This window comes from Pseudonocardia sp. DxW (assembly GCF_058448985.1).
Window position 1 is genome coordinate 43,822 of record NZ_JBZFLK010000014.1, and the last position, 24,986, is coordinate 68,807.

Annotated in this window: 17 protein-coding genes; 9 read left to right on the forward strand and 8 right to left on the reverse strand. The window is 74.5% G+C overall.

The features are described 5' to 3' along the window. Positions 1–32: 32 nt before the first annotated feature. On the reverse strand, positions 33–1,247 hold the full coding sequence (fdhA, locus tag ACVJO7_RS21535; RefSeq protein WP_491674369.1) for a formaldehyde dehydrogenase, glutathione-independent: 1,215 nt from the start codon (positions 1,245–1,247) through the stop codon (positions 33–35). A 227-nt stretch (positions 1,248–1,474) separates the two neighbouring features. Here fdhA and ACVJO7_RS21540 point away from each other — a divergent pair, with 227 nt between their 5' ends. The 3 genes from ACVJO7_RS21540 (at position 1,475) to ACVJO7_RS21550 (ending at position 4,541) form a co-directional block, all read left to right on the forward strand. Beyond that, on the forward strand, positions 1,475–2,680 hold the full coding sequence (locus ACVJO7_RS21540) for an acyl-CoA dehydrogenase family protein (protein ID WP_491674370.1): 1,206 nt from the start codon (positions 1,475–1,477) through the stop codon (positions 2,678–2,680). Between the two features lie 228 nt (positions 2,681–2,908). Beyond that, positions 2,909–3,685, forward strand: coding sequence for a DUF742 domain-containing protein (locus tag ACVJO7_RS21545; RefSeq protein WP_491674371.1), 777 nt, complete (start codon positions 2,909–2,911; stop codon positions 3,683–3,685). 70 nt (positions 3,686–3,755) lie between these two features. Further along, positions 3,756–4,541 (forward strand): LLM class F420-dependent oxidoreductase, encoded by a 786-nt coding sequence (locus ACVJO7_RS21550; RefSeq protein ID WP_491674372.1) that lies wholly within the window; start codon positions 3,756–3,758, stop codon positions 4,539–4,541. 16 nt (positions 4,542–4,557) lie between these two features. Here ACVJO7_RS21550 and ACVJO7_RS21555 read toward each other — a convergent pair whose 3' ends face one another. Together ACVJO7_RS21555 and ACVJO7_RS21560 are read right to left on the reverse strand one after the other, a co-directional pair. After that, entirely contained in the window at positions 4,558–6,708 is a 2,151-nt protein-coding gene (locus tag ACVJO7_RS21555; RefSeq protein WP_491674373.1) for a putative bifunctional diguanylate cyclase/phosphodiesterase, read from the reverse strand. 91 nt (positions 6,709–6,799) lie between these two features. Further along, positions 6,800–9,373, reverse strand: coding sequence for a DEAD/DEAH box helicase (locus ACVJO7_RS21560; protein WP_491674374.1), 2,574 nt, complete (start codon positions 9,371–9,373; stop codon positions 6,800–6,802). An 82-nt stretch (positions 9,374–9,455) separates the two neighbouring features. On the opposite strand from ACVJO7_RS21560, the gene ACVJO7_RS21565 reads away from it, so the two are divergent. The 4 genes from ACVJO7_RS21565 (at position 9,456) to ACVJO7_RS21580 (ending at position 16,714) form a co-directional block, all read left to right on the forward strand. Beyond that, complete coding sequence (locus tag ACVJO7_RS21565) at positions 9,456–11,015, forward strand: ATP-dependent DNA ligase (protein ID WP_491674375.1); 1,560 nt, start codon at positions 9,456–9,458, stop codon at positions 11,013–11,015. Positions 11,016–11,087: 72 nt separating this feature from the next. Next, positions 11,088–11,819 carry a beta-phosphoglucomutase family hydrolase gene (locus tag ACVJO7_RS21570; protein WP_491674376.1) on the forward strand — a complete coding sequence of 244 codons (732 nt, stop codon included), beginning with the start codon at positions 11,088–11,090 and terminating at the stop codon, positions 11,817–11,819. After that, positions 11,816–14,191: a glycoside hydrolase family 65 protein gene (locus ACVJO7_RS21575; protein WP_491674377.1), complete on the forward strand. Its 2,376-nt coding sequence runs from the start codon at positions 11,816–11,818 to the stop codon at positions 14,189–14,191. Before ACVJO7_RS21570 ends, ACVJO7_RS21575 begins: the two co-directional genes overlap by 4 nt. Before the next feature lie 261 nt (positions 14,192–14,452). Then, positions 14,453–16,714 carry a HelD family protein gene (locus ACVJO7_RS21580; protein WP_491674486.1) on the forward strand — a complete coding sequence of 754 codons (2,262 nt, stop codon included), beginning with the start codon at positions 14,453–14,455 and terminating at the stop codon, positions 16,712–16,714. 13 nt (positions 16,715–16,727) lie between these two features. Here ACVJO7_RS21580 and ACVJO7_RS21585 read toward each other — a convergent pair whose 3' ends face one another. From ACVJO7_RS21585 to recQ, 4 genes are all read right to left on the reverse strand, one after another. Continuing rightward, positions 16,728–17,960, reverse strand: coding sequence for a GGDEF domain-containing protein (locus ACVJO7_RS21585; protein WP_491674378.1), 1,233 nt, complete (start codon positions 17,958–17,960; stop codon positions 16,728–16,730). A 588-nt stretch (positions 17,961–18,548) separates the two neighbouring features. Further along, positions 18,549–19,124, reverse strand: coding sequence for a DinB family protein (locus ACVJO7_RS21590; protein WP_491674379.1), 576 nt, complete (start codon positions 19,122–19,124; stop codon positions 18,549–18,551). Between the two features lie 10 nt (positions 19,125–19,134). Then, positions 19,135–19,884, reverse strand: a complete 750-nt coding sequence (locus tag ACVJO7_RS21595; RefSeq protein ID WP_491674380.1) for a gamma-glutamyl-gamma-aminobutyrate hydrolase family protein — start codon at positions 19,882–19,884, stop codon at positions 19,135–19,137. Then, positions 19,881–21,716, reverse strand: a complete 1,836-nt coding sequence (recQ, locus tag ACVJO7_RS21600) for a DNA helicase RecQ (RefSeq protein WP_491674487.1) — start codon at positions 21,714–21,716, stop codon at positions 19,881–19,883. The genes ACVJO7_RS21595 and recQ overlap by 4 nt, the downstream gene beginning before the upstream one ends. Before the next feature lie 318 nt (positions 21,717–22,034). Here recQ and fgd point away from each other — a divergent pair, with 318 nt between their 5' ends. Continuing rightward, a complete protein-coding gene (fgd, locus tag ACVJO7_RS21605) occupies positions 22,035–23,039 on the forward strand; it encodes a glucose-6-phosphate dehydrogenase (coenzyme-F420) (protein WP_491674381.1) in 1,005 nt (334 codons plus the stop codon). Further along, on the forward strand, positions 23,036–23,815 hold the full coding sequence (locus ACVJO7_RS21610) for an enoyl-CoA hydratase/isomerase family protein (protein ID WP_491674382.1): 780 nt from the start codon (positions 23,036–23,038) through the stop codon (positions 23,813–23,815). Before fgd ends, ACVJO7_RS21610 begins: the two co-directional genes overlap by 4 nt. Before the next feature lie 65 nt (positions 23,816–23,880). Here ACVJO7_RS21610 and ACVJO7_RS21615 read toward each other — a convergent pair whose 3' ends face one another. After that, positions 23,881–24,765, reverse strand: a complete 885-nt coding sequence (locus ACVJO7_RS21615) for an AfsR/SARP family transcriptional regulator (RefSeq protein WP_344017759.1) — start codon at positions 24,763–24,765, stop codon at positions 23,881–23,883. Between the last annotated feature and the right edge of the window lie 221 nt (positions 24,766–24,986).

Here is a 24,986-nt window from a genome sequence, read left to right on the forward strand (position 1 = left end):
GAGCCGCCGCAGCCCGTGCGGCGGGGCGGGGATCAGGCTGCGACCGACCCGTGCGGGTCGATCACGTACTTGCGCGAGGCGCCGCCGTCGAAGTCCCGGTAGCCCTGCGGGGCGTCGTCGAGCGAGATCGTGGTGGCGTTGACCGCCTTCGCGATGTCCGCCCGGCCGGACAGGATCGCCTGCATCAGCTGCCGGTTGTACTTCTTCACCGGACACTGCCCGGTGGCGAAGCTGTGCGACTTCGCCCAGCCCAGCCCGATCCGGACGCCGAGCGTCCCCTCCTTCGCGCCGTCGTCGACCGCGCCCGGGTCGCCGGTCACGTACAGGCCGGGGATGCCGAGCGCGCCGCCCACCCGGGTCACCTCCATGACCGAGTTCAGCACCGTCGCGGGCGCCTCGTCGGCGTCCTTGCCGTGCCCGCGCGCCTCGAACCCGACGGCGTCGACGGCCGCGTCCACCTCCGGCTCGCCGAGCAGCTGCTCCAGCTGCTCGGGCAGGGTGCCGCCGGCGGTGAGATCGACGGTCTCGCAGCCGAAGCTGCGGGCCTGCTCCAGCCGGGACGCGACCATGTCGCCGACGACCACGGTGGCCGCGCCGAGCAGCTGCGCGGCGTGCGCCGCGGCCAGCCCGACCGGCCCGGCACCGGCCACGTACACGGTCGAACCGGTCGTCACACCCGCGGTGAGCGCCCCGTGGTAGCCGGTCGGGAAGATGTCGGACAGCATCGTCAGGTCGAGGATCTTCTCCAGCGCCTGGTCGCGGTCCGGGAACCGCAGCAGATTGAAGTCGGCGAACGGCACCATCACGTACTCGGCCTGGCCGCCGATCCAGCCGCCCATGTCGACGTAGCCGTAGGCGGCGCCCGGCCGGGCCGGGTTGACGTTGAGGCACACCCCGGTCTTGCCCTCGTTGCACATCCGGCAGCGGCCGCAGGCGATGTTGAACGGCACCGAGCAGATGTCGCCCGGCCGGGCGAACAGCACGTCGTCACCGACCTCGACGATCTCGCCGGTGATCTCGTGGCCGAGCGTCTGGCCGGCCGGGGCGGTCGTGCGGCCGCGCACCATGTGCTGGTCGGAACCGCAGATGTTGGTGGTGACGACCTTCAGGATCGCGGCGTGCGGGGCCTTCTTCTTGATCTTCAGGCCGTCCACGACGTCCGTCGGGAGCTCCAGCTTCGGGTAGTCGATCGACTCGACGGCGACCTCACCCGGAGACTTGTAGACGACCACGCGGTTGTCGGGCATGAGACTGGCTCCCCTCACGATCGGTGCGGTCCGCGGTCGCGGACCGGAACCGGCGGACGCGCCCGGGTGCCGCCCCCGCGCCGGCCGCGCCGCCGTTCCCGACCGTGACACAGGATGCCGACGTGCGCATGGCTGGATGCATCGCGCACGGGTGCAGCGCACCGCCGGGGCGCACCGGAGTGACCGCGCCCGCAGCGGATCACGGCCCCGGCGGTGATACTGCGCGGATGACCGACGACCTCCGCGAGCCGCCCGTCCCGGTGCTGACCGCGCCGCACCACACGCCGGAGCGGGAGGCCCTGCAGAAGCAGGCCCGCGAGTTCGCCACGGCCCGGGTGCTCCCGGTGGCGAACGAGCTCGATCCGCGCCGGGGCGAGATCCCGCGCGACCTGCTCGACGAGATGGGTGAGTTCGGCTACTTCGGGATCACGGTCGATCGCGAGCACGGCGGCCTCGGCCTCGGCGCCTTCGAGTACTGCATGGTCGCCGAGGAGCTGGCCAGGGCCTGGATGAGCGTCGGGTCGATCATCGCCAGGGCGCAGGGCGCCGGCACCGCCGTGGCGGACCCGGACCGGCGCGCCGAGCTGCTGCGCCGCAGCGCGCGCGGCGACTGGATCGGCGCCATCGCGCTGTCCGAGCCGGACGCGGGCTCCGATCTCGCCGCGGTGGAGACCCGCGCCGTCCGCGACGGCGACGAGTTCGTGATCACCGGCCGGAAGCGCTGGACCGGCAACGCGAAGGCGGCCGACTTCATCCAGGTGCTGGTCCGCACCGACGACCCGGCGCCGGGGGAGAAGCGCTCGGCCGGGCTGGCCACCGTCGTCGTCGAGAAGGAGCGGGACAGCTTCCCGGCCGGGCTCACCGGCAGCCCGATCGACAAGATCGGCTACCACGGCTTCGTCACCTGGGATCTCGAGTTCGACGGCCTGCGGGTGCCGGTCGCGAACCAGCTCGGCGACGGCGGCGAGGGCTTCGCCGACGCGCAGGCCTGGCTGAACATCGCCCGCGTGCACACCGCCGCCCGCGCGGTCGGGCTGGCCAGGGCGGCCGTCGAGGACTGCGTGCGGTACCTGCAGCAGCGGCGGCAGTTCGAGCACCCGATCGGCGACTTCCAGGCCGTCCGGTTCACCCTCGCGACGATGGCGGCCAGGGTCGAGCAGGCGCGGTCGTTCTACCAGCACGTCGCGCACCGGCTCGACCAGGGCGAACCGTGCGCCCGGGAGGCCGCGATGGCCAAGCTGGTGGCGACCGAGATGGCCGCCGAGGTCACCGCCGACGGCATCCAGCTGCACGGCGGCAACGGGTACACCACCGAGCACCAGGTGGAGCGGCACTGGCGGGACGCCCGGCTCACGACGATCTTCGAGGGGACCAGCGAGATCCAGAAGAAGATCATCGCCGACCGGCTCCTCCCGCGCAGCCCGCTGGGCTGAACGGCCGGGGTGTGTCGTGCTCCGATCGGGCGCTTCTTCGGGTTCGTGACCTGCGGATCCTCGTCCGTGTCACACGCCCGTGACACGCTGGACACCGCTCGGTAGCGAAGTCGGTGCACCCTGTGCGTCTTCCTGACCGCCCACAGTGATCACGTCCCGGCGATGATCACTCCCGGCGATCGAGAGCACGACGCCGCCGCCACCGGCGGCTCGGGAGCGGAGGGGTGGATGGCACCGTCGGAGATCGGGCGGACGGGTGCCCGGTTCGGGGCCCGCCCGTCCCGGCATGCCCCCGATCCGGACCACCCGCACGGGCGCCCGGCCGAGGGGGCCGAGCCCGAGCCCCCGGAGGCGGAGGCCGACGAGAACCTGATCGGCGTCACCGGGGCGCGGTTCGGCGGCCACTCGGCCAAGCGGAGCCGCAAGACCCGCAAGCAGCGCGCCGCGGAGCGCGCCGCGGCGGCCGAACGGGAACGGACCGGGAACGCGGGCGCTGCCGGCGCCGGCAGCAGCACCGGCCCCGATACCCACCCCGGTACCGGCTCCGGCCCGGACCCCGACGCCGGTTTCGGCACAGAGCCCGGCCCGGACTTCGGCAGAGACTTCGGCACAGAGTCCGACACGGCGCCGCTCCCGGTCCTCGGCGGCACCGCCGAGCCCGCCCCGCAGGCCGCGTTCACCGCGGTCCGCCCGTACGTCATCACCGGCGGCCGGACCCGGGTCCGGATGGAGCTGCGGCTGGAGACCCTGGTCTCGGTCCGGCCGGTGCCGGGCTCGGCACCGGTGCTCGGCACCGAGCAGGCGGCCGTGCTGAGCCTCTGCGCGCAGACCCGGTCGGTGTCCGAGGTGGCCGCGCTGGCCGGGATCCCGCTCGGCGTCGCACGGGTGCTCATCGACGACCTGGCCGGCGAGGGCAGGCTGACCGTGCACGGCGTCTCCTCGGCCGAGGACGGGCCGAGCATGGCGCTGATGGACCGGGTGCTCTCCGGGCTGCGGAACCTCTGATCCGGGACCGGGCAGGCACCGGCCCCGGATCCGCCCGGCGCGCCCCGGCCCGGTCGGCCAGGATGGACCCATGACCGATCCGCGCCCCGTCCGCGTCGGGCTGCAGCTGCAGCCCCAGCACACCGACTACGCCGACATCCGCCGAACGGTCGCGGCCGCCGAGGAAGCGGGCGTCGACGTCGTCTTCAACTGGGACCACTTCTTCCCGCTCTACGGCGAGCCCGACGGCCGGCACTTCGAGTGCTGGACGATGCTCGGCGCCTGGGCCGAGGCGACCTCCCGGGTGGAGATCGGCGCCCTGGTGACCTGCAACAGCTACCGCAATCCCGAGCTGCTCGCCGACATGGCACGCACCGTGGACCACATCTCCGACGGCCGGCTGATCCTCGGCATCGGCGCCGGCTGGTTCGAACGCGACTACGCCGAGTACGGCTACGAGTTCGGCACCGCCGGGGACCGGCTGCGCGACCTCGCCGCGGCGCTGCCCCGGATCCGGGCCCGCTGGGCGAAGCTGAACCCGGCGCCGACCCGCGACATCCCGGTGCTCGTCGGCGGCGGCGGCGAGAAGAAGACGCTGCGCTACACCGCCGAGCACGCCACCATCTGGCACGGCTTCGGCGACGTCGCGACCGTCGCCCACAAGTGCGGCGTGCTGGACGCGCACTGCCGCGACATCGGCCGCGACCCGGCCGAGATCGAGCGCTCGGTCGCCGTCGAGCACGGGCCCGACGAGCTCGGCCCGGCCCTGTACGACGCCGGCGTGCGGCTGTTCACCGTCGGCCAGGACGGCCAGGGCGGCTACGACCTGAGCCGGCTGAAGGACTGGCTCGTCTGGCGCGACGAGCGCAACGGCTGACCGGCCCGCCGGCCGCTCAGCCGCCGTCGCGCAGGAACGGGTCGCGGAGCAGGTCCGGGATCCGTTCCGGGACGACCGCGGGCGCGTAGTACCAGCCCTGGGCGTTCGCGCAGCCGTACTCGCGCAGCCGCAGCGCCTGCTCCCGCGTCTCGACGGCCTCCGCGGTGACCTCCAGGTCCAGCGCGGAGGCCAGCGAGATGAGCGTGCGCAGGATGACGTCGTCGCGCTCGGCGGAGCCGGCCACGAAATGGCCGGCCAGCTTCAACACGTGCACCGGCAGGTGCCGCAGGTAGGCGAGGTTGGAGTAGCCGGTACCGAAGTCGTCGATCGCGATCCGCACGCCCATCCGCTCGAGCTCGCGCAGCGTCGCGGGCGGCCCGCCCGGCGAGCCCATCAGATCGGACTCGGTCAGCTCGATCTGCAGCCGCTCGGCCGGCCAGTCGTAGCGGTCCAGGGTGGCCGCGACGTCCGAGACCAGATCGGACTCGACGATCTGGCGGGCGGCGACGTTCACGCTGACCAGCAGCGGCCGTTCCGGGTGCGCGTCGGCCCAGGTCCGGCCCTGCCGGCACGCCTCGTCCAGCACCCGCCTGCCCAGCGGGACGACCAGCCCGGTCTCCTCGGCGAGCGGGATGAACCGGTCCGGGCCGAGCAGCTCGCCGTCCGGGCGCTGCCAGCGCACCAGCGCCTCGACCCCGACGGTCTGCTCGTCGGCGAGCCGGACCAGCGGCTGGTAGACAACCACGAAGTCGTCGCGGCGCAGCGCCTCCGGCATCTGCGACGACAGCTCGAACCGGCGGACGTCCGAGCGGTGCCGCTCCCGGTCGTAGTGCAGGTAGCGGCCGCGGCCGGCCCGCTTGGCCGAGTACAGCGTGGTGTCGGCGGCCTGCAGCAGCTCGTCGGCGCCGAGCTCGCCGTCGTGCCGCACCACCCCGACGCTCGCCGAGATCACGATGTCCCGGCCGTCGATCCGGACCGGCCTGCGGACCGTGCCCAGCGCCCGGCCGGCGACCTCCTCCAGGTCGGCCCGGTCGGCCGTCCGCGGCACCAGCACGACGAACTCGTCGCCGCCCATCCGGGCGACCAGATGCCCCTCCGGCTCCAGGGCGGCGCGCAGCCGGGCGGCGAGCACCTCCAGCAGCCGGTCGCCCGCCTGGTGCCCGAGCGTGTCGTTGACGACCTTGAACCCGTCCAGGTCGAGATAGCAGATGCCGGGCCGGGTGCCGTCCGGGCGGGGCTCGGCGATCGCCGCGGCCAGCCGGCCGAAGAACAGCGAGCGGTTCGGCAGCCCGGTCAGCGGATCGTGCGACGCCTGGTGCTCCAGCCGCCGCTGCAGCTCGCGCTGCTCGGTGACGTCGCTGAGCACGGCGACCAGGTGGTCGGTCGCGCCGTCGTCCTCGCGCAGCGGGGTGACCACCGCATCGATCCAGATCTCGGCGTCGTCGGCGCGGCGCACCGGGCGCACGACGCGCAGCCGGTCCAGCGAGCCGTCGAGCAGCCGGGGCCGTTCCGCCCACAGCTCGGGGGCCTGCTGGACGGACACGAAGTCGCCGACGCTCATCCCGGTGAGCTGCTCGCGGGAGTAGCCGAGCATCGCCGCGGCGGCGTCGTTCGCCTCGATCGACCGGCCGTGCGGGTCGAAGATCACGATGCCGACCGCGGCCGAGTCGAACATCGCCGAGAACCGGGTCTCAGACGCCCAGCGGGCCCGCTCGGCGATCTGGCGGGCGTCCAGCGCGGCCCGGGTGACCAGCTCCTGGTCGGCGAGCACCTGCAGCCGCAGTGCCTCGGTGAAGCCGCGGACGAACGACGCCTGCACCGCGGCGGTCCGCCGGACCCGGTCGCCGGTGCCCGCCGCCCGCTCCAGGTGCGCGCCGACCACGGTCATCGAGACCTCCAGGCAGGCCGGGTCGGTGATCCGCGCGCGGACCAGCTCGCGGCCCGCCTCGGTGACCTCGGCCGGATCGAGTATCTCGGCGGTCGCGGCCCGCCGCAGCCGCCCGGTCAGCCGTTCCAGCAGCGGGCGCAGCTCGGTGACGGGCTGCGCGCACCGGCGGGCCAGCGCGGCCGTCCAGGCGGCCACGAGCTCCGAGGGCGCGGGCAGCTCGTCGGCGGCGAGTGCCCGGCCGTGGTCGACGCATGCAGCGGCGACATCGGCCTGCTGCATCCACCGACCCCCGTTCGCTCCGGTGGAGGGACTGCCCTCTCGATCGTGGAACACCGTAACCGATGCGGCCGGTCCGATGGGGCCGACCGGGTTACGCCTGCGGGTCGTGCACGTCGGACGGTGACCCGTCGGTCACTCCCGTCACCCAGACGACGGCCTCCCCGGCCTCGTCCGAGGCCGCGAGATCGATCTCGGCGGTGATCGCCCAGTCCCGGTCGCCCGCCGGGTCGTCGAGCACCTGGCGGACCAGCCAGCGGTCGGCCTCCTCGGTGAGGTCGAACAGCGCGGGCCCGCGGGCCTCCGGCCCGAAGCCGATCCGGTCGTGCACCGCGAAGTAGGGCGCCACCGCGTCCCGCCACCGCTGCGCCGTCCAGCCCGCCTCGCCGTCGAGCGCGCCGAGCTCCTCGTAGCGGCCCAGCGCGAGCAGCTCCACCCGGCGGAACAGCGCGTTGCGGACCAGCACCCGGAACGCCCGCGCGTTGCCGGTGACCCCGGCCGGTGCGGCGAGCCCGACGTCCGCGCCGGGCGGGGTGATCTCGCCGTCCCCGGTGTCGGCGCCTGCGGCGAGCTTCTCCCACTCGTCGAGCAGCGAGGAATCGGTCTGCCGGACCAACTCACCGAGCCACTCGATCAGGTCGGTGAGCTCCTCGGTGCGGGCGTGCTCGGGCACGGTCTGGCGCAGCGCCCGGTAGGCGTCGGCGAGGTAGCGCAGCACCAGCCCCTCGGAGCGGGCGAGCTGGTAGTGCGAGACGTACTCGGTGAACGTCATCGCCCGCTCGCTCATGTCGCGCACCACGGACTTCGGCGAGAGCACGGCGTCGGCCACCCACGGTGCGCCGCGCCGGTAGGTCTCCAGCGCCGCGTGCAGCATCTCCGCCAGCGGCCGGGGGTGGGTGACCTCCTCCAGCCGGGCCATCCGCTCCTCGTACTCGATGCCGTCGGCCTTCATCGCCGCGACCGCCTCGCCGCGGGCCTTGTTCTGCTGGGCGGCCAGGATCTGGCGCGGGTCGTCCAGCGTGGACTCGACGACCGACAGCACGTCGAGGGCGTAGTCCGGGGACTCCTGGTCGAGCAGCTCGAACACGGCGAGCGCGAACGGCGACAGCGGCTGGTTGAGCGCGAAGTCCAGCTGCAGCTCGTCGACGACCCGGGCGCGGGGCCGGGCGGCGCCCTCCACGGTGTACTCCTCGACGACGCCCGCGCTGCGCAGCGCCCGGTAGATCGCGATCGCCCGCAGCATGTGCCGGAGCTGGCGGCGGCGCGGCTCGTGGTTGTCGGTGAGCAGGTGCCGCATCGCGGCGTAGGTGTCGCCGCCGCGCGAGATCACGTTCAGCAGCATCGCGTGGGTGACCTCGAAGTGGCTGGTCAGCGGCTCGGGCCGGGCCTGCTGCAGCTTCTCGAACGACGTCTGGGACCAGCCGACGAAGCCCTCCGGCGGCTGCTTGCGCTGGACCTTCCGGCGCTTCTTCGGGTCGTCGCCCGCCTTGGCGAGCGCCTTCGCGTTCTCGATGTCGTGCTCGGGGGCCTGGGCGACGACGGTGCCGACGGTGTCGTACCCGGCGCGGCCGGCGCGGCCGGCGATCTGGTGGAACTCGCGGGCCTTGAGCGGGCGGACCCGGCGGCCGTCGTACTTGGACAGCGCGGTGAACAGCACCGTGCGGATCGGCACGTTGATGCCGACGCCGAGCGTGTCGGTGCCGCAGATGACCTTGAGCAGGCCGGCCTGGGCGAGGGTCTCCACGAGCCGCCGGTAGCGGGGCAGCATCCCGGCGTGGTGCACGCCGATGCCGTGCCGGACCAGCCGGGACAGCGTGCGGCCGAACCCGGAGGTGAACCGGAACGCGCCGATCGTCTCGGCGATGGCCGCCTTGTCCTCCCGGGAGGTGACGTTGACGCTCATCAGCGCCTGTGCCCGCTCGACTGCGGCCTGCTGGGTGAAGTGGACGATGTAGACCGGCGCCTCGCGGGTGGCGAGCAGCTCGGCGATCGTCTCGTGCAGCGGCTCGACGACGTAGCGGAAGTGCAGCGGCACCGGCCGGTCCACCGAGGTGATCTCGGCGGTCTCCCGGCCGGTGCGCCGGGTCAGGTCCTCGGCGAAGAACGACGTGTCGCCCAGGGTGGCGCTCATCAGCAGGAACTGGGCCTGCGGGAGCTCCACGATCGGCACCTGCCAGGCCCAGCCGCGGGACGGGTCGGCGTAGAAGTGGAACTCGTCCATCACCACGGAGCCGACGTCGGCGCCGGACCCGGTGCGCAGCGCCAGGTTCGCCAGGATCTCGGCGGTGCAGCAGATGATCGGCGCCTTCTCGTTCACCGCGGCGTCGCCGGTCAGCATGCCGACCTTGTCCGCGCCGAACACCTCGCACAGCGCGAAGAACTTCTCGCTGACCAGCGCCTTGATCGGCGCGGTGTAGAAGGTGCGTTCGCCGCGGGCCAGCGCCGCGGCGTGCGCGCCCATCGCGACCAGCGACTTCCCGGAGCCGGTCGGGGTGGACAGGATGACGTTCGCGCCGGTCACCAGCTCCAGCAGCGCCTCCTCCTGCGCCGGGTACAGCGACAGCCCGCGCTCGTCGAACGCCCAGTCGGCGAAGATCTCCACCAGGTCGGCGGGGTCGATCGGGTCGTCGGGGCCGGAGCTGCGGGGGAGCCGGTCGGTGAGCGTCATGATGGCCCCGATTGTGCCTGGTGGCCCGGACGCGGCGACCGCGGCTGGAACCCGGCGCCGTCGGCCCGACTACCGTGGGCCCGTGACCGGGGGTGGGGTGTCGGGCGGGTCCCGCCCGACCATGCCCGAACTCGTCCCGCCGATGCTGCCCGCGACCGGCGAGCTGTCCGACGCGACCGATCCCGCGCGGTGGGCCGTCGAGTTCGGCTGGGAGGGCCACCGCTGCGTCGCCTACGTCAGCCGCGGGCGGGTCCGGCTGCTGTCGTCGACGGCGCGCAGCGTCACCGGGTCGTTCCCCGAGCTCGGCGTGCTGGCCGCTCAGGCGCCGCCGGGCGGGCTGGTACTCGACGGCACCGTGGTCGCCCTGGACGAGGCGGGCCGCCCGTCGCGCGGGCCGCTGCTGCGCCGCACCGCGACGCTCGCGCCGGACGCCGCGCTGCGCGCCGAGGTCCCAGTCGGCTACGTGGTGACCGACCTGCTCTGGTGCGACGGGCGGCGGGTGCTGGAGCTGCCCTACCGGCGCCGGCGGGCGGAGCTGGAGGAGCTGGCGCTGGCCGGTCCGGCGATCCTGGTGCCGCCGTCGTTCGGGCTGGACGAGGCCGACCTGGTGGTACGCACCGCCGAGCAGTACGGGCTGGACGGGCTGCACCTGAAGCGGCTCGACGTGCCGTACCAGCCGGGCAGGCGGACCCGGAACTGGCTGCGGGTGCCGCTGCGCAGGCGCAGGCAGGCGCTGGTCGCGGGCTGGGTGCCCGCACCCGGGCGGCCGGACCGGATCGCCGCGGTGCTGCTGGCGCTGCCCGGGCCGGAGGGCCCGCAGTACGTCGGCCGGGTCGGGATCGGCGCCGCGGACGCCGACGCGCGCACCGTCCGCGCCGCCGCGCCCGGCGCGCCGCCGGCCGGGGTCCCGGACGGCGTCGCCGCGGACGCCCGGTGGCTGGCGCCCGGGCTGGCCTGCGCGGTCGAGCACCGCGGCCGGACGGCGGCCGGGCGGCTCGCGCTGCCGTCCTGGCGGGGGCTGGTGCCGGCCGACGAGCAGGACGACGAGCTGTTCGAGGTGCCGGCCGCAGTCGCGACCGTCCCGGCCGCCCCCGCCGCCCCCGTCGAGCCCGCGCCGGCGCCGGCCGGGTCCGAGCCCGAGCCCGGGCCCGCGGGCACCTGGCACGGCCCGCTGTCCCGGCGGCTGGAGCAGCACTTCGTCTACAACACGCTGAACACGATCGCCTCGCTGGTGCGCACCGACCCGCCGCGGGCCCGCGAGCTGCTGCTCGGCTTCGCCGACCTGTCCCGGGCGGCCGACCGGGCCGAGGAGCCCGCGATCCGGCTGGACGAGGAGCTGGCCGCGGTCCGGGCGTACCTGCAGATCGAGCGGACCCGGTTCGGCGCCCGGCTGACCGCCGAGATCGACGACCCGGCCGCCGCGGGCGTCGACCCGGGTGCCGCGGTGCCGCCGCTGTCCGTGCTGGCCGCGGTGCGCCGCGCCGTGCAGGAGGAGATCGAGCCGGTGCGCGGCGGCGGCGCGGTGCACGTGCAGCTCGTCACCCCGCCGGAGGGACCGGGTTGTCGGATCGAGGTCACCCACGCCACCCGTGCCCCGTTCGTCCTGTTCAACCTGCCGCTGGACGCCGCGGCAGGGTTGTGATCTCCGATTCGCGGGTACCCGGGGCACTCCCGGGGGCGACGGACCTTCATCGATCCGGATAGCGTGCGCGCCATGCTGGGGCTGCCCGACGGCGCACGCGCGTGCCTGTTCGATCTCGACGGCGTGCTGACCGACACCGCGAGCGTCCACGCCGCGGCGTGGAAGCAGATGTTCGACGAGTACCTGCGACGCCGGGACGGGGAGGACTTCACCCCGTTCGACGTCGCCGCCGACTACGGCCCGTACGTGGACGGCAAGCCGCGCCTGGAGGGGACCCGCAGCTTCCTCGCCTCGCGCGGGGTGGCGCTGCCCGAGGGCACCCCGGACGACGACGCCGACACCGAGACCCTCTGGGGCCTGTCGACCCGTAAGAACGACCTGGTCCAGGTCAAGATCACCGAGGGCGTCCGGGTGTACCCCGGATCGCGCCGCTACCTGGAGGCGGTGCGGGAGGCCGGGCTGGTCACCGCCGTCGTCTCCTCGTCGGCGAACGCCGAGCAGATCCTGCGGGTCACCGGGCTGGAGACGTTCATCGACCACCGGGTCGACGGCGTCACCGCCCGGGAGCGCGGGCTGCCCGGCAAGCCGGCCCCCGACACCTTCCTCGCCGCCGCCGCGGACCTCGACGTCGACCGGTCCGCCGCCGTGGTGTTCGAGGACGCGCTGGCCGGCGTGCAGGCCGGCCACGCGGGAGGCTTCGGCGCCGTCATCGGCGTCGACCGCCTCGACCAGGCCGCCGCGCTGCGTGAGCACGGCGCGGACGTCGTCGTCACCGATCTCGCCGACCTGCTGGAGCGCTCGTGAAGCCCGACCACCTGCCCACGTTCACCACCGAGCCGTGGGTGATCCGTGAGCCGCGCCTCGACCTGGACGCGATGGGCCAGACCGAGTCGGTGTTCGCCCTGTCCAACGGGCACATCGGCCTGCGCGGCAATCTCGACGAGGGCGAGCCGCACGTGCTGCCCGGCACCTACCTGAACTCGTTCTACGAGGTGCGCCCGCTGCCCTACGCCGAGGGCGGCTACGGCTACCCGGAGTCCGGGCAGACGATCGTCAACGTCACCAACGGCAAGCTGATCCGGCTGCTGGTCGACGACGAGCCGTTCGACCTGCGCTACGGCACCCTGCGCCGGCACGAGCGGGTGCTCGACATGCAGGCCGGGACCCTGGAGCGCGACGTCGAGTGGGAGTCGCCGGCCGGCCGCGCGGTCAAGGTGCGCTCGACCCGGCTGGTGTCGCTGACCCAGCGGGCGATCGCCGCGATCTGCTACGAGGTCGAGCTGGTCGGCAACGGCACCGGCGACGAGAACGACGGCGCGCTGCTGGTGCTGCAGTCCGAGCTGGTCGCCAACGAGCAGCTCCCCGGCCGCGACGCCGACGATCCACGGCTGGACACCGCGCTGGACAACGTCCTGGAGCCCGAGCAGTCCCGGGCCGGTGACGCCGGCGCGACCCTGGTGCACTCCACCCGCAAGTCCGGCCTGCGCTGCGGCGCCGCGATGGAGCACGAGGTCAGCGGCCCGGAGGGCATCCAGGTCAGCACCGACGCGAACGAGGACCTGGCCCGCACCACGATCATCGCCCGGGTCCGGCCGGGGGAGACGCTGCGCGTCGTCAAGTACCTGTCCTACGGCTGGTCGTCGCGGCGCAGCCTGCCCGCGGTCTACGACCAGGTCCGGGCGGCCATCGCCGCGGCCCGCTACACCGGCTGGGACGGCCTGGTCCGCGAGCAGCGCGAGTACCTCGACGACTTCTGGGCCACCGCCGACGTCGAGATCGACGGCGACGCCGAGCTGCAGCAGGCGGTGCGGCTCGCGACGTTCCACATCCTGCAGGCCGGTGCCCGCGCCGAGCGGCGCTGCATCCCGGCCAAGGGCCTGACCGGCGACGGCTACGACGGCCACACCTTCTGGGACACCGAGACGTTCTGCCTGCAGGTGCTGTCGTTCGTCGCGCCGGACGCGGCGGCGGACGCGCTGCGCTGGCGCCGCTCGATCCTGCCGCAGGCGTTCGAGCGGGCCGAGACGCTCGGCCTCAAGGGCGCCGCGTTCCCGTGGCGGACGATCCGCGGGCACGAGTGCTCGGGCTACTGGCCGGCCGGCACCGCGGCGTTCCACATCAACGCCGACATCGCGGACGCGGTGAAGCGGCACGTCGCGGCGACCGGCGACACCAAGTTCGAGCTGGAGGTCGGGCTGGAGCTGCTGGTCGCGACCGCGCGGCTGTGGCGCTCGCTGGGTCATCACGACTCGGCCGGGAACTTCCGGATCGACGGCGTGACCGGGCCGGACGAGTACTCCTCGATCGCCGACAACAACGTCTACACCAACCTGATGGCCCGGCAGAACCTGCGCTACGCCGCGGAGGTCGCGGCCAAGCACCCGCGGTCGGCGGCCCGGCTGGGCGTCGACTCCGAGGAGATCGCCTCCTGGCGGGACGCGGCGACCGCGATGCTGATCCCGTTCGACTCCCGGCTCGGCGTGCACCCGCAGTCCGAGGGCTTCACCGACCACCAGCGGTGGAACTTCGACGACACCCCGGCCGAGCGGTACCCGCTGCTGCTGAACTACCCGTACTTCGACCTGTACCGCAAGCAGGTCGTCAAGCAGGCCGATCTCGTGCTGGCGATGCAGATCTTCCCGGACGAGTTCACCGAGGAGCAGAAGCGCCGCAACTTCGCCTACTACGAGGCGATCACGGTGCGGGACTCGTCGCTGTCGGCGTGCACCCAGGCGGTGCTCGCCGCCCGCACCGGGCACCTGGAGCTGGCCCACCAGTACCTCGCCGAGGCGGCCCTGGTCGACCTGCAGGACCTGGCCGGCAACACCGACCACGGCATGCACATCGCCTCCATGGCGGGCACCTGGTCGGCGGTGGTGCTGGGCTTCGGCGGGATGCGCTGCGAGGCCGACGGACTGTCGTTCGCGCCGGTGCTCCCGCCGTCGCTGTCCCGGATCTCGTTCGGGCTGAAGTGGCAGGGCCGCAGGCTCCGGGTCACGATCACCCCGGACGAGGTCGAGTACCAGCTGCTCGACGGCGCGCCGATGCGGCTGCGGCACCACGACGAGCCGATCGCGCTGGACGGCGAGGGCCCGGTGACCGCCCCGACTCCGACCACCGAGTGGGTGGAGCCGGTGGAGCAGCCGGCCGGACGGGCGCCGCGCCAGCGCGGCTGAGGCCGGGCCCGGCTCGCCGCGACGAGCGCGCGGCGGCCGGTCGTGCACCGCTGGTACGTTGATACGTCGCGCCGCCCGACGGGTGCAGGGTCCACGGAGGAGCCCGCACCGGCAGGCGTCGCGACCGTGCTCGTCCCCTCGGTGGAGGATCCCCGCGCCGTGCCCGAACCCACGCCCGACCCGTCCGTCGGTCCTCCCGCCGACCAGGGGGCCGATGCCGGAACCGATCCGGAGCTGCTCCACGAGCAGACCTACGTCGGCATGCTCTACGAGCAGCTCGAGGACCGCCGCCGGGACACCGCGCGGCGGCTCGCCGACACGCTGCGCGAGGAGACCGTCGGCACCCCGCAGGCGCTGACCCAGCGGGACGCGGCCGCGGCGCTGCTGGCCGACCGGCTGGCCGCGCTGCGGGCCGCCGAGCACGGCCTCGCGTTCGGCCGGCTGGACTCCGACGACGGCGAGATCCGCTACGTCGGCCGGATCGGCCTGCTCGACGAGCAGAACGAGTACGAGCCGCTGCTGATGGACTGGCGGGCGCCGGCGGCCCGGCCGTTCTACACCGCGACGGCGGCGAACCCGGAGGGCATGCGCCGGCGCAGGCACCTGCGGACCCGGCTCCGCCAGGTCGTCGCGATCGACGACGAGCCGCTCAACCTCGCCGAGATGGACGACGACGAGCGGGCCCGCGCCGGGGCCGGGCTGACCAGCGAGGCGGCGCTGCTGGCCGCGGTGTCCGAGGCGCGCACCGGCCGGATGGGCGACATCGTCGCCACCATCCAGGGCGAGCAGGACCGGATCATCCGGTCCAAGCCGTCCGGGGTGCTGGTCGTGCAGGGCGGGCCGGGCACCGGCAAGACGGCGGTCGCCCTGCACCGTGCCGCCTACCTGCTCTACACCCACCGCGACCGGCTCGCCCGGCGCGGCGTGCTCGTCGTCGGGCCGAACCCGACGTTCCTGCGCTACATCGGGCAGGTGCTGCCGTCGCTGGGGGAGACCTCGGTGGTGCTGGGCACCGTCGCCCAGCTCTATCCCGGCCTGGACGCGCGGCGCGCGGAGGACCCGGCGACCGCGGAGCTCAAGGGCCGCGCGGACATGGCGGCCGTCGTCGCGGCCGCCGTGCGGGACCGCCAGCAGGTGCCGCGCAAGCCGATCGAGCTGGTCGTCGAGCAGCAGCGGGTGGTGCTGGACCGGGACACCGTCACCCAGGCCAGGACCCGCGCGCGGCGCTCCCGCAAGCCGCACAACGAGGCCCGCCGGACGTTCCGCAAGGAGCTGCTGCGGCTGCTCGCCCAGCAGGTCGCCCGGCGGGTCGGCGCAGAGCTGCTGGACCGGCTCGACGTCGACGACATCCGCGACGAGCTCACCGAGTCGCCGGCGCTGCAGCAGGAGCTGGAGCAGCTGTGGCCGACGCTGTCGCCCGAGCAGCTGCTCACCGACCTGTTCGCCGACCGCAGGCGGCTGAACTCGGTGGCCCGGCGGATCCCGGCCGACGAGCGGGTGCTGCTGGAGCGTGACGCGCCCGGTCCCGACGTGCCCTACGAGCAGCGCTGGTCGGCGGCGGACGTGGCGCTGCTCGACGAGGCCGCCGAGCTGCTCGGCGACGACGGCGCCGCGCAGGCCGCGGCCGAGGCCGCCGCGCTGCGCGAGGAGGTCGAGTACGCGCAGGGCGTGCTGGACGTGCTCGATCTCGAGGAGGACCTCGATCCGGAGCTGCTGCGCGCCACCGACATCATCGACGCCGACCGGCTCGCCGAGCGGATGCAGGTCGCCCGCTACGACTCCACCGCCGAGCGGGCCGCCGCGGACCGCGAGTGGACCTACGGGCACGTGATCGTCGACGAGGCGCAGGAGCTGTCCGCGATGGCCTGGCGGATGGTCATGCGCCGGGCGCCCGCCCGGTCGATGACCCTGGTCGGGGACATCGCGCAGACCGGCGACCGGGGCGGCGCCGGATCGTGGAACGAGGTGCTGTCGCCGTTCGTGGCCCGGCGCTGGCGGCTGGAACAGCTGACCGTCAACTACCGGACGCCCGCCGAGATCGCCGACGTCGCCGACGACGTGCTCGCCGAGATCGACCCGTCGCTGCAGCCGCCGTCGTCGGTCCGCTCGACCGGGGTGCCGCCGTGGGCGGCGCCGCTGCCGGTCGCCGGTGCCGAGCGTGACCGGGTGCTGGCCGACCGGGTCGTCGCCGCGCGGGACGCGGTCGGCGAGGGCCGGACGGCGGTGCTCGTCCCGGCCGCGCGACTGCAGCAGACCCGGGACGCGCTGGTCGCCGCCGGGATCATCGACGCCGCGACCGACCCGGACGAGCTGGACACCGCGGTCGTCGTGCTCGCGGTGACCGGATCGAAGGGCCTGGAGTTCGACGCCGTGCTCGTCGTCGAGCCGCAGGAGATGCTCACCGAGTCGCCGCGCGGCCTCAGCGACCTCTACGTGGCGATCACCCGGGCCACCCAGCGGCTCGGCGTGCTGCACTCCGGCGAGCTCCCGCCGGTGCTCAAGCGGATCAGCCGGGAGCGGTAGCCGCGCGCCCCGCTCAGCGCGCCGGGCCGGCCTGCCCGGCGCCGTTCGCGCGCACCCGGACCCGGTTCCGGCCGGCCCGTTTCGCGGTGTAGAGCGCCTCGTCCGCGGCGGCGAGCAGCCGATCGAGCTCGCTGCCCGCACCGGGCGCGACGGCGGCCCCGACCGACACGCTGAGCCGGTCGATCCGCACGTCGCCGGTCGGCGAGGGTACGTCCACGCTGAGCGACTCCACCCGGCGCCGGATGCGCTCGCACATCTCGTGCACCGCGGTCGCGCCGGCCGCCGGGTCCTGCTTCATCGTGCCCATCGCGACCACGAACTCCTCGCCGCCGAACCGGCCGACCACGTCGGCGCCGCGGACCTCACCGGTCAGCACCTCGGCCATCGAGGCCAGCACGGCGTCCCCGACCAGGTGGCCGTGCCGGTCGTTGACGTCCTTGAAGTGGTCGAGATCGAGGATCAGCACCCCGGCGGCGACCCGGTCCCGGCGGGCGCCGGCGAGCAGCCGGGTGGCCCGGGCCCGCCAGGCGTCGGCGTTGAGCAGGCCGGTCTTCGGGTCGGTGTTCGCCTTGTCCTCCAGCTGGCGGACCAGCGTCGTCTGTTCGAGCAGCAGCAGCAACGGCACCAGCAGGACGACCAGCGGCCAGTGGTCCGGCAGCACCACCACGGCGACCAGCGCACCCAGGCTGAGCGTCGCCAGCTCGAGCGCGATCTCGCCGCCGGCCAGGATCGCCAGGAACGACGACCGCGGCTGCGACAGCCGGATCACCGCGACCACCAGCAGGGTGTTCGTCAGCGTGTAGGCCAGCAGGCAGCCGGCCAGGGTGGCGGCGCCGGCGACCGAGGCGTAGTCGTCGCCCACCCCGGTCAGCCCGCGCAGCATCGCGACCAGGTACACCGCGAGCACGACGGTCGACGTCGAGTACAGCTGCCGGTGCGGGGGTGTCCCGGCCGGGCGGAACACCCGGAAGTACAGGTGCGTGTAGAGGGCCACGACGGTGGCCGCGGCCAGCGCGGCGGGCAGCACCAGCGCGGCGGCGAAGGTCCACACCGAGCTCAGGTCGATGTAGCGGGTGTCCGCTATCCGGCGGCGCATCCGTTCCGCGCCGAGCGAGAGCTCCGCGTGCAGCGCGGCCGCCACGAGAAGTGCCGCCACGACGATCCACGATCGCGGTTCGAGCAGTTCCGGGCCGCGCAGCGCGATCTCGCCCGCCAGCAGCAGTACGGCGGTGAGCTCGACCGCCACGAGCAGCCCGCGTACACGCAGTGGCAGCCCCCGGAACGACGGGCGGCGCGGCGCGTCGCCGGAACCCGGTACCCGGGCGCCGGATGCCGACGGATCTCCAGACAACGGTGCCGAACCTCTGATCGTTTCTCTTGTCGAGCATAGCGGCCGGGGCCCCGGACTCGGCGCTGGTCAGCGGGGCCGGACTCGGCCCACGGGTGGGTCCGGCCGGCGCGGTGAACCGGCCGCTGAAGATCAACAGTGTGCCTGACATGGCGAAGTCGTGTTTACCCTTGTTCGCGGACCTCACCCAGACGAGTGTCGACGCTGCGGACAGTGACGGCCGGCGGTGTTCCCGGGCCGCCGGGACACCGGGTGGGGCTCCCGGTCCGTTCGCGGGGAGGTGACTCGGAATGCGCAACTGGAACTGGTGACGAATGCCCGGGAACGGGTGGATGCAGGCACGCACCGAAAGGGGACCGGGTACATGCGCAACTGGAACTGGTGACCGTGTGCGGAGAACGTCGGAACACATTCGGGAAAGGAGCGCGACATGCGTAACTGGAACTGGTGACAATGCACGCGGTGCGTGGCGCCCGGCGGCCGGGGTCAGCCACGTACCGGCGGCGCGGCCGCGTACAGGTCCCGCAGCAGGGCGATCTCGGCGCCGTGGTGGATGACCTCGCGGTGGATGTGCAGGACCAGCGTGGCCATCGGCGCGTCGGCGTAGGGGCCCTCGGCGGGCCCGCACGGCCGGGCCAGGCCCGCGGTGCCCAGCGCCGCGACACCGGCCGTCCAGCGGCGGTAGGCGTCGTCGAGCTGGCCGAGGGCCAGATCGGCGGTCCCGGCGCAGGTGTGCGAGTCGTAGTCGACCGGTGGGCCGTCGAAGTGCGCGTGCACCCGCATGCCGAGCACACCGACGATGACGTGCACCAGCCGCCAGGCGATCGTCGTGACCGGGGGCGGTTCCGGCACCGGGTAGGCGAAGTCGATCACCCGGTCGCCGGAGCCGGCCCCCGGCGGGGTCACCGAGGAGCCCCGGGGGCGCACGCTCCACATGCCGGGCACGGGCTCCCAGAGGTACTCGTCGTCGGTGAGCCCGGCGAGCCGGGGGCGGAGCAGCTGTTCCCAGTGGAACGTCAGCTGCTCGCCGAGCTCGGTGTTCCAGTCGATCGTCCGGTTCATGGCGGGCAGGCTAGGACCGAACGAGGTCAGCCGCCGCCCTGGTCGCCGCGGCCCGGGCCCGGGCCGCGGCGACCAGGGCGCGCGCCAGCCGCAGGTCGTCCGGGCTGCGCTCGGGGTGCGACTGCACGCCGAGCACCCACGGACCGCCGGGGGCCGGCTCGATCGCCTCGACCACCGGGCCGGACCGGGCGGTCACCCGCAGCCCGCTGCCGGGCCGGTCGACCGACTGGTGATGGTGGCAGCGGACGGTGACCGGACCGGTGCCGAGTGCCGCCGCGATCCGGGAGCCGGGCTCGGCGACGAGCTGCACCGGCGCGTAGACGCCCGGCCCGGCCGAGTGCGCGGCGGCGACGGCGTCGCCGACCGCGTCCGGCAGGTGCTGGTGCAGCGTCCCGCCGAGCGCGACGTTGAGCAGCTGGTGCCCGCGGCACACGCCGAGCACCGGGATGCCGAGCTCCAGCGCGCGGTGCACCGCGGCCAGGTCGGCGGCGTCCCGCTCGGTCCGCGGCTCGTCGTCGTGCGGGCCGCGGACCGAGCCGTGGTGCGCGGCGCCGATGTCCGGCCCGCCGCTCAGCAGCACGCCGTCGCAGGCCGCGGCGGCGTCCGCGGCGTCCGCGGTCGGCGGCAGCAGCACCGGTGTGCCGCCGGCCGCGGAGACCACGTCCAGGTACCCGCGCGGCACCAGCACGGTCTCCTCGTCCTCGACGACCCAGTAGCTCGCCCGCTCGGTGTAGGCGGTGATCCCGATCAGTGGCCTCATGCGTCGGCACCGCGCAGGACGTCGAGCACCTGGTCGCCGTAGCGGGCCAGCTTGCCCTCGCCGATCCCGGCGATCGTGCCCAGCGCCGCCCGGTCGGCCGGGGTGCGGGAGGCGATCTCCCGCAGCGTCGCGTCGTGGAAGATCACGTACGCGGGCACCCCCTGTTCCTTCGCCGCGGCGGCCCGCCAGCTGCGCAGCCGCTCGAACACCGGCGCCGCCTCGGCGGACAGCTCGACGGCGGGTCGGGAGCCCGATCCGGACCGGGTGCGCGGGCGGGCCGTGCGCTCCGGCTCGGCGCGCAGCATCAGTGGCGTCTCGCCGCGCATCACGGCGGGGGAGTCGTCGGTGAACACCAGCGTGGAGTGCAGCCCGCCGACGGCCAGCAGCCGGCGCGCCACCAGCTGGCGGATCACGCCGCGCCACTGCACCTCGGACAGCTCGGTGCCGATCCCGAACACCGACAGCTGGTCGTGCGAGAACTGCTCGACCTTCGGCGTCCGCTTGCCGAGCAGGATGTCGATCAGGTGCACCGCGCCGAAGCTCTGCCTGCGCTCGTTGCGCAGCCGCCAGACCGCGGACAGCACCTTCTGCGCGGCGACCGTCCCGTCCCAGGACGTCACCGGGGTCAGGCAGGTGTCGCAGTTGCCGCAGGCGGTGGCGCCGGTGCCGAGGTCCTGGCCGAAGTAGCGCAGCAGCTGCACCCGCCGGCACTCGGTGGTCTCGCAGAGCGCGAGCATGGCGTCCAGGTGCATGCCCAGGCGGCGCTTGTGCGCCGCGTCGCCCTCCGAGTCGTCGATCATCTTCCGCTGCTGGACGACGTCGGCGAGCCCGTAGGCGAGCCAGGCCGTCGACGGCTCGCCGTCCCGGCCGGCCCGGCCGGTCTCCTGGTAGTAGCCCTCGACCGACTTCGGCAGGTCGAGGTGCGCGACGAACCGGACGTCCGGCTTGTCGATGCCCATCCCGAACGCGATCGTCGCGACCATGACCAGGCCGTCCTCGCGCAGGAACCGGGATTGGTTGGTCCGGCGCACCGACGCGTCCAGGCCCGCGTGGTAGGGCAGCGCCCGGATGCCCTGCCCGGACAGGAACTCGGCGGTCTGCTCCACCGACTTGCGGGACAGGCAGTAGACGATGCCGGAGTCCCCGGCGTGCTCGGAGCGCAGCAGGTCGAGCAGCTGGCGGCGCGGCTCGTTCTTCGGGGCGATCCGGTACTGGATGTTGGGCCGGTCGAAGCTGGCGACGAAGTGCCGGGCGTCGGTGAGCTGCAGCCGCTGCGCGATCTCGGTGCGGGTGGCCTCGGTGGCGGTCGCGGTGAGCGCGATCCGCGGGACGTCCGGCCAGCGCCCGTGCAGCTCGGAGAGCAGCAGGTAGTCGGGCCGGAAGTCGTGCCCCCACTGCGCGACGCAGTGCGCCTCGTCGATCGCGAACAGCGCGATCCGGCCGCGCTCCAGCAGCCGGACGGTGGACTCCACCCGCAGCCGCTCCGGGGCCAGGTAGAGCAGGTCCAGCTCGCCGGCCAGGAACTCCTGCTCGGTGAGCCTGCGCTCGTCGGCGTCCTGGGTGGAGTTGAGGAACCCGGCCCGCACGCCGAGCGCCTGCAGCGCGTCGACCTGGTCCTGCATGAGCGCGATCAGCGGCGACACGACGACGCCGGTGCCGGGCCGGACCAGCGCCGGGACCTGGTAGCAGAGCGACTTCCCGCCCCCGGTCGGCATGAGCACCAGCGCGTCGCCGCCGCCTGCCACGTGGGTGACGATCTCCTCCTGGTCGCCGCGGAACGCGTCGTAGCCGAAGACCCGCCGCAGCACCTCGTGCGGGTCGGAGCTGCGCACCGGCGCCGGGACGGGCCCGCCGGGGTCGTCGGGGGGACCGTCGCGGTCGTCCGGCGGCGGTTCCCAGCCGTGGTCGTCGTCCGGCTCGGGTGGGAGCGGGACCTCGTCCGGTGCGGCAGGGTCGAACACGCACCCGATCGTAGGGGCCGGGATCGGCCGGGCCCGCCCGGCTCCGGGGATCCGGCACCTCCGGTGGCGGGCCGGCGGGTGCGGGTGACCGGATCGGTGCTGCGCGCGGCGCGCCGGGGGTGTAGGTACTCGGGTAGGACACGGCGCGCCGACCCCGGTGCGCGCCCTGCACGCGGTAAGGAACAACCTGTGGATCTCAAGATCGGGTACAAGGCGTCGGCCGAGCAGTTCGGCCCGCGCGACCTCGTCGAGTATGCGGTGCTGGCCGAGCAGGTCAGGCTGGACAGCGTCTGGGCGTCGGACCACTTCCTGCCCTGGCGGCACACCGGCGGGCACGCCCCGGCGGCGCTGCCGTGGATGGCCGCGGTGGGGGAGCGCACCGAGCGGGTCCAGATCGGCACCTCGGTGCTGACCCCCACCTTCCGCTACAACCCGGCGGTGCTCGCCCAGACCTTCGCGACGATGTCGCTGCTCACCGGCGGCCGGATCGTCGCGGGCGTCGGCACCGGCGAGGCGCTGAACGAGATCGCCGTCTCCGGCCGCGAGTGGCCGGAGTTCAAGGAGCGCTTCGCCCGGCTGCGCGAGGCGGTCCGGGCGATGCGGGCGCTGTGGACCGAGGACACCGTGTCCTTCGAGGGCGACTACTACACGCTGGTCGACGCGACGATCTACGACCGCCCCGAGCAGCCGGTGCCGATCTACGTCGCGGCCGGCGGCCCGATGGTCGCGCGCTACGCCGGCCGGCACGGCGACGGCTTCATCTGCACCTCCGGCAAGGGCATGGACCTCTACACCGAGAAGCTCGTCCCGGGCGTCGAGGAGGGCGCCGCCAAGGAGGAGCGGGACGCCGCGACCATCGACAAGATGATCGAGATCAAGATCAGCTACGACCGGGACCCGGAGGCCGCGCGGGAGAACTGCCGGTTCTGGGCGCCGCTGTCGCTGACCGCCGAGCAGAAGCACTCGGTCGGTTCCTCGCAGGAGATGGAGCGGCTCGCCGACGAGCTGCCGATCGAGCAGATCACCCAGCGCTGGATCGTCGCCTCCGACCCGGACGAGGCGGTCGAGCAGATCCGCCCCTACGTCGACGCCGGACTCAACCACCTCGTCGTGCACGGGCCGGGCGACGACCAGCGCCGCTTCCTCACCCAGTTCTCCGAGGACGTGCTGCCGAAGCTGCGGGCGCTGGGGTGAGCGCTCTGGAACGCGACGGCCGGGTGCTGCGCTGCCGGATCTCGGCCGGCCGGCACGGCACCCTGGACGGCCCCGCGATGCAGGAGGTCGCCGGGGCCCTGGAGAAGCTCGCCCAGGCGGACCCGGCCGATCCGGACGGCGTCGGTGCGGTGCTGCTGCACGGCGACGGCGAGAACTTCTGCACCGGCGGCGACGTGCGCGCGTTCGCCGGCGCCGAGGACCGGTACGGCTACGTGCACGGCCTGGCCGACACCTTCCACGCGATGCTGCGCCCGCTGGCCGGCTCGCCGGTCCCGACGGTCGCCGCGGTGCCCGGCTGGGCGGCGGGCGCCGGGATGAGCATCGTGCTGGCCTGCGACCTGGCGGTCGGCGGCCGGTCCACCCGGCTGCGCCCGGCCTACCCGGCGATCGGGTTCTCCCCGGACGGCGGGATGACCTGGACCCTGCCGCGGCTGGTCGGCGCGGCGCGGGCCCGCCGGATCCTACTCACCGACGAGGTGCTGGACGCCGACGCGCTGGCCGAGCTCGGGATCCTCGCCTCGGTCGTCGACGACGACGCGGTGGCCGACGAGGCAGCCGCGCTGGCGCACCGGCTGGCGCAGGGCCCGACGTCGGCGCTCGGCCGGATCCGCGGGCTGCTGGACCGGACCTGGGCATCGACCCTGGACGACCAGCTGGCGGCGGAGGCGGACGCGATCGCGACCTGCGCGGCCGGGCCGGAGGGGACCGAGGGGCTCGCCGCGTTCACCGAGAAGCGGCGGCCCCGGTTCCACTGAGGATCACGGGCCGGGCTGGGCCGGCGGGCGCGGGCCCGCCGGCCCGGGAGCTGTGCCCGGCCCGGTCAGCGTCCGCTGGCCGGGCTGCCGGCGGCGAGCCGGCGGCCGCGCTGCGCCGGCCGGGTGGCGCCGGGCATCCCGACGCCCCAGCGCTGCACCGGGCGGTGCAGGCCGGGACCGAGCGGCCAGCCGGAGTCGAGCGGGGCGAGCAGCCGGTCCAGCTCGGAGTCCGGGGTGGCGCCGACGCTGTTGCGCAGCAGCCGCTGGAACTCCTCGTACTCGGCGAGCGCGTCGGCGACGTGGCCGCCGGCCAGCAGCGCCTCGACCAGGGCCCGGCGGGAACGCTCGCGGCTGGGCGCGGTGGCGACCGCGCGCCGGGCGACGGCGACGGCGTCGTCGTGCCGGTCGGCCGCGGTGAGGGTGCCGGAGAGCCCCTCCAGCGCGGAGAGCCGCAGCTGGCGGAACCGCTCCCGCTCGACGGCGATCCACGGCGCCGTCCAGGACGGCAGGATGTCGGCCTCGAGCAGACCGGTCTGCGGGCAGCCGATCTCGCGCACGGTGCGCAGCAGCTCCGGCGAGGACAGTCCGCGGACCAGCAGCAGCGCCTCGGCCAGGTCGACCCGCACGTCGTCGGCGAGGTGCAGCCGGCCGCGGTCGTCGGCGGCCAGCAGCTCGGGCAGGTCCACACCGGTCACGGCCTCGTCGAGCAGCCGGGCCGCGGGGCCCGGGCCGACGCCGGCCCACAGGTCGGCGGCCAGCGCGGCGGTCGGCTGCGGGCGCGGGTGCACGGCCAGGTAGGCGATGAGGCGGCGCGAGTCGACCGGCAGCGGGACCGGATGGTCGCCGACGCGCAGGCCGAAGGCACCCAGGACCCGTACCTGCGGTGCGGTGCTCCCGGTGTCGGCGGTGGACGGTGCGCGTTCTGCGGACTCGGCGAGTGCTGGTGTCACAGCGCACTCACTGGATCGACAGTGATCGTCGGACATGCGGTTTTCCCCGGATCGTTCGTGACGTGCGGCCCGCAGGCGGCCCTGCGCCGGGCCGCGGCGCGCCACCCGGGCGGACGACCGGGGCGCGGAGAGGGCACGACGAGACCGCACCGCACGGACGGCGGGCGGCGTCTCCGTGCGATGTCCTCGGTCGCCGAGGATAGCGGAGCCGGGCCCCGGAC

Excerpts from the sequence above, each read along its gene's own strand:
- fdhA (WP_491674369.1), bottom strand. The coding sequence starts at position 1,247 with ATGCCCGACAACCGCGTGGTCGTCTACAAGTCTCCGGGTGAGGTCGCC.
- ACVJO7_RS21555 (WP_491674373.1), bottom strand. The coding sequence starts at position 6,708 with ATGCAGCAGGCCGATGTCGCCGCTGCATGCGTCGACCACGGCCGGGCA.
- ACVJO7_RS21595 (WP_491674380.1), bottom strand. The coding sequence starts at position 19,884 with ATGAGGCCACTGATCGGGATCACCGCCTACACCGAGCGGGCGAGCTAC.
- ACVJO7_RS21540 (WP_491674370.1), top strand. The coding sequence starts at position 1,475 with ATGACCGACGACCTCCGCGAGCCGCCCGTCCCGGTGCTGACCGCGCCG.
- ACVJO7_RS21550 (WP_491674372.1), top strand. The coding sequence starts at position 3,756 with ATGACCGATCCGCGCCCCGTCCGCGTCGGGCTGCAGCTGCAGCCCCAG.
- ACVJO7_RS21580 (WP_491674486.1), top strand. The coding sequence starts at position 14,453 with ATGCTCTACGAGCAGCTCGAGGACCGCCGCCGGGACACCGCGCGGCGG.
- ACVJO7_RS21560 (WP_491674374.1), bottom strand. The coding sequence starts at position 9,373 with ATGACGCTCACCGACCGGCTCCCCCGCAGCTCCGGCCCCGACGACCCG.
- ACVJO7_RS21590 (WP_491674379.1), bottom strand. The coding sequence starts at position 19,124 with ATGAACCGGACGATCGACTGGAACACCGAGCTCGGCGAGCAGCTGACG.
- ACVJO7_RS21570 (WP_491674376.1), top strand. The coding sequence starts at position 11,088 with ATGCTGGGGCTGCCCGACGGCGCACGCGCGTGCCTGTTCGATCTCGAC.
- ACVJO7_RS21545 (WP_491674371.1), top strand. The coding sequence starts at position 2,909 with ATGGCACCGTCGGAGATCGGGCGGACGGGTGCCCGGTTCGGGGCCCGC.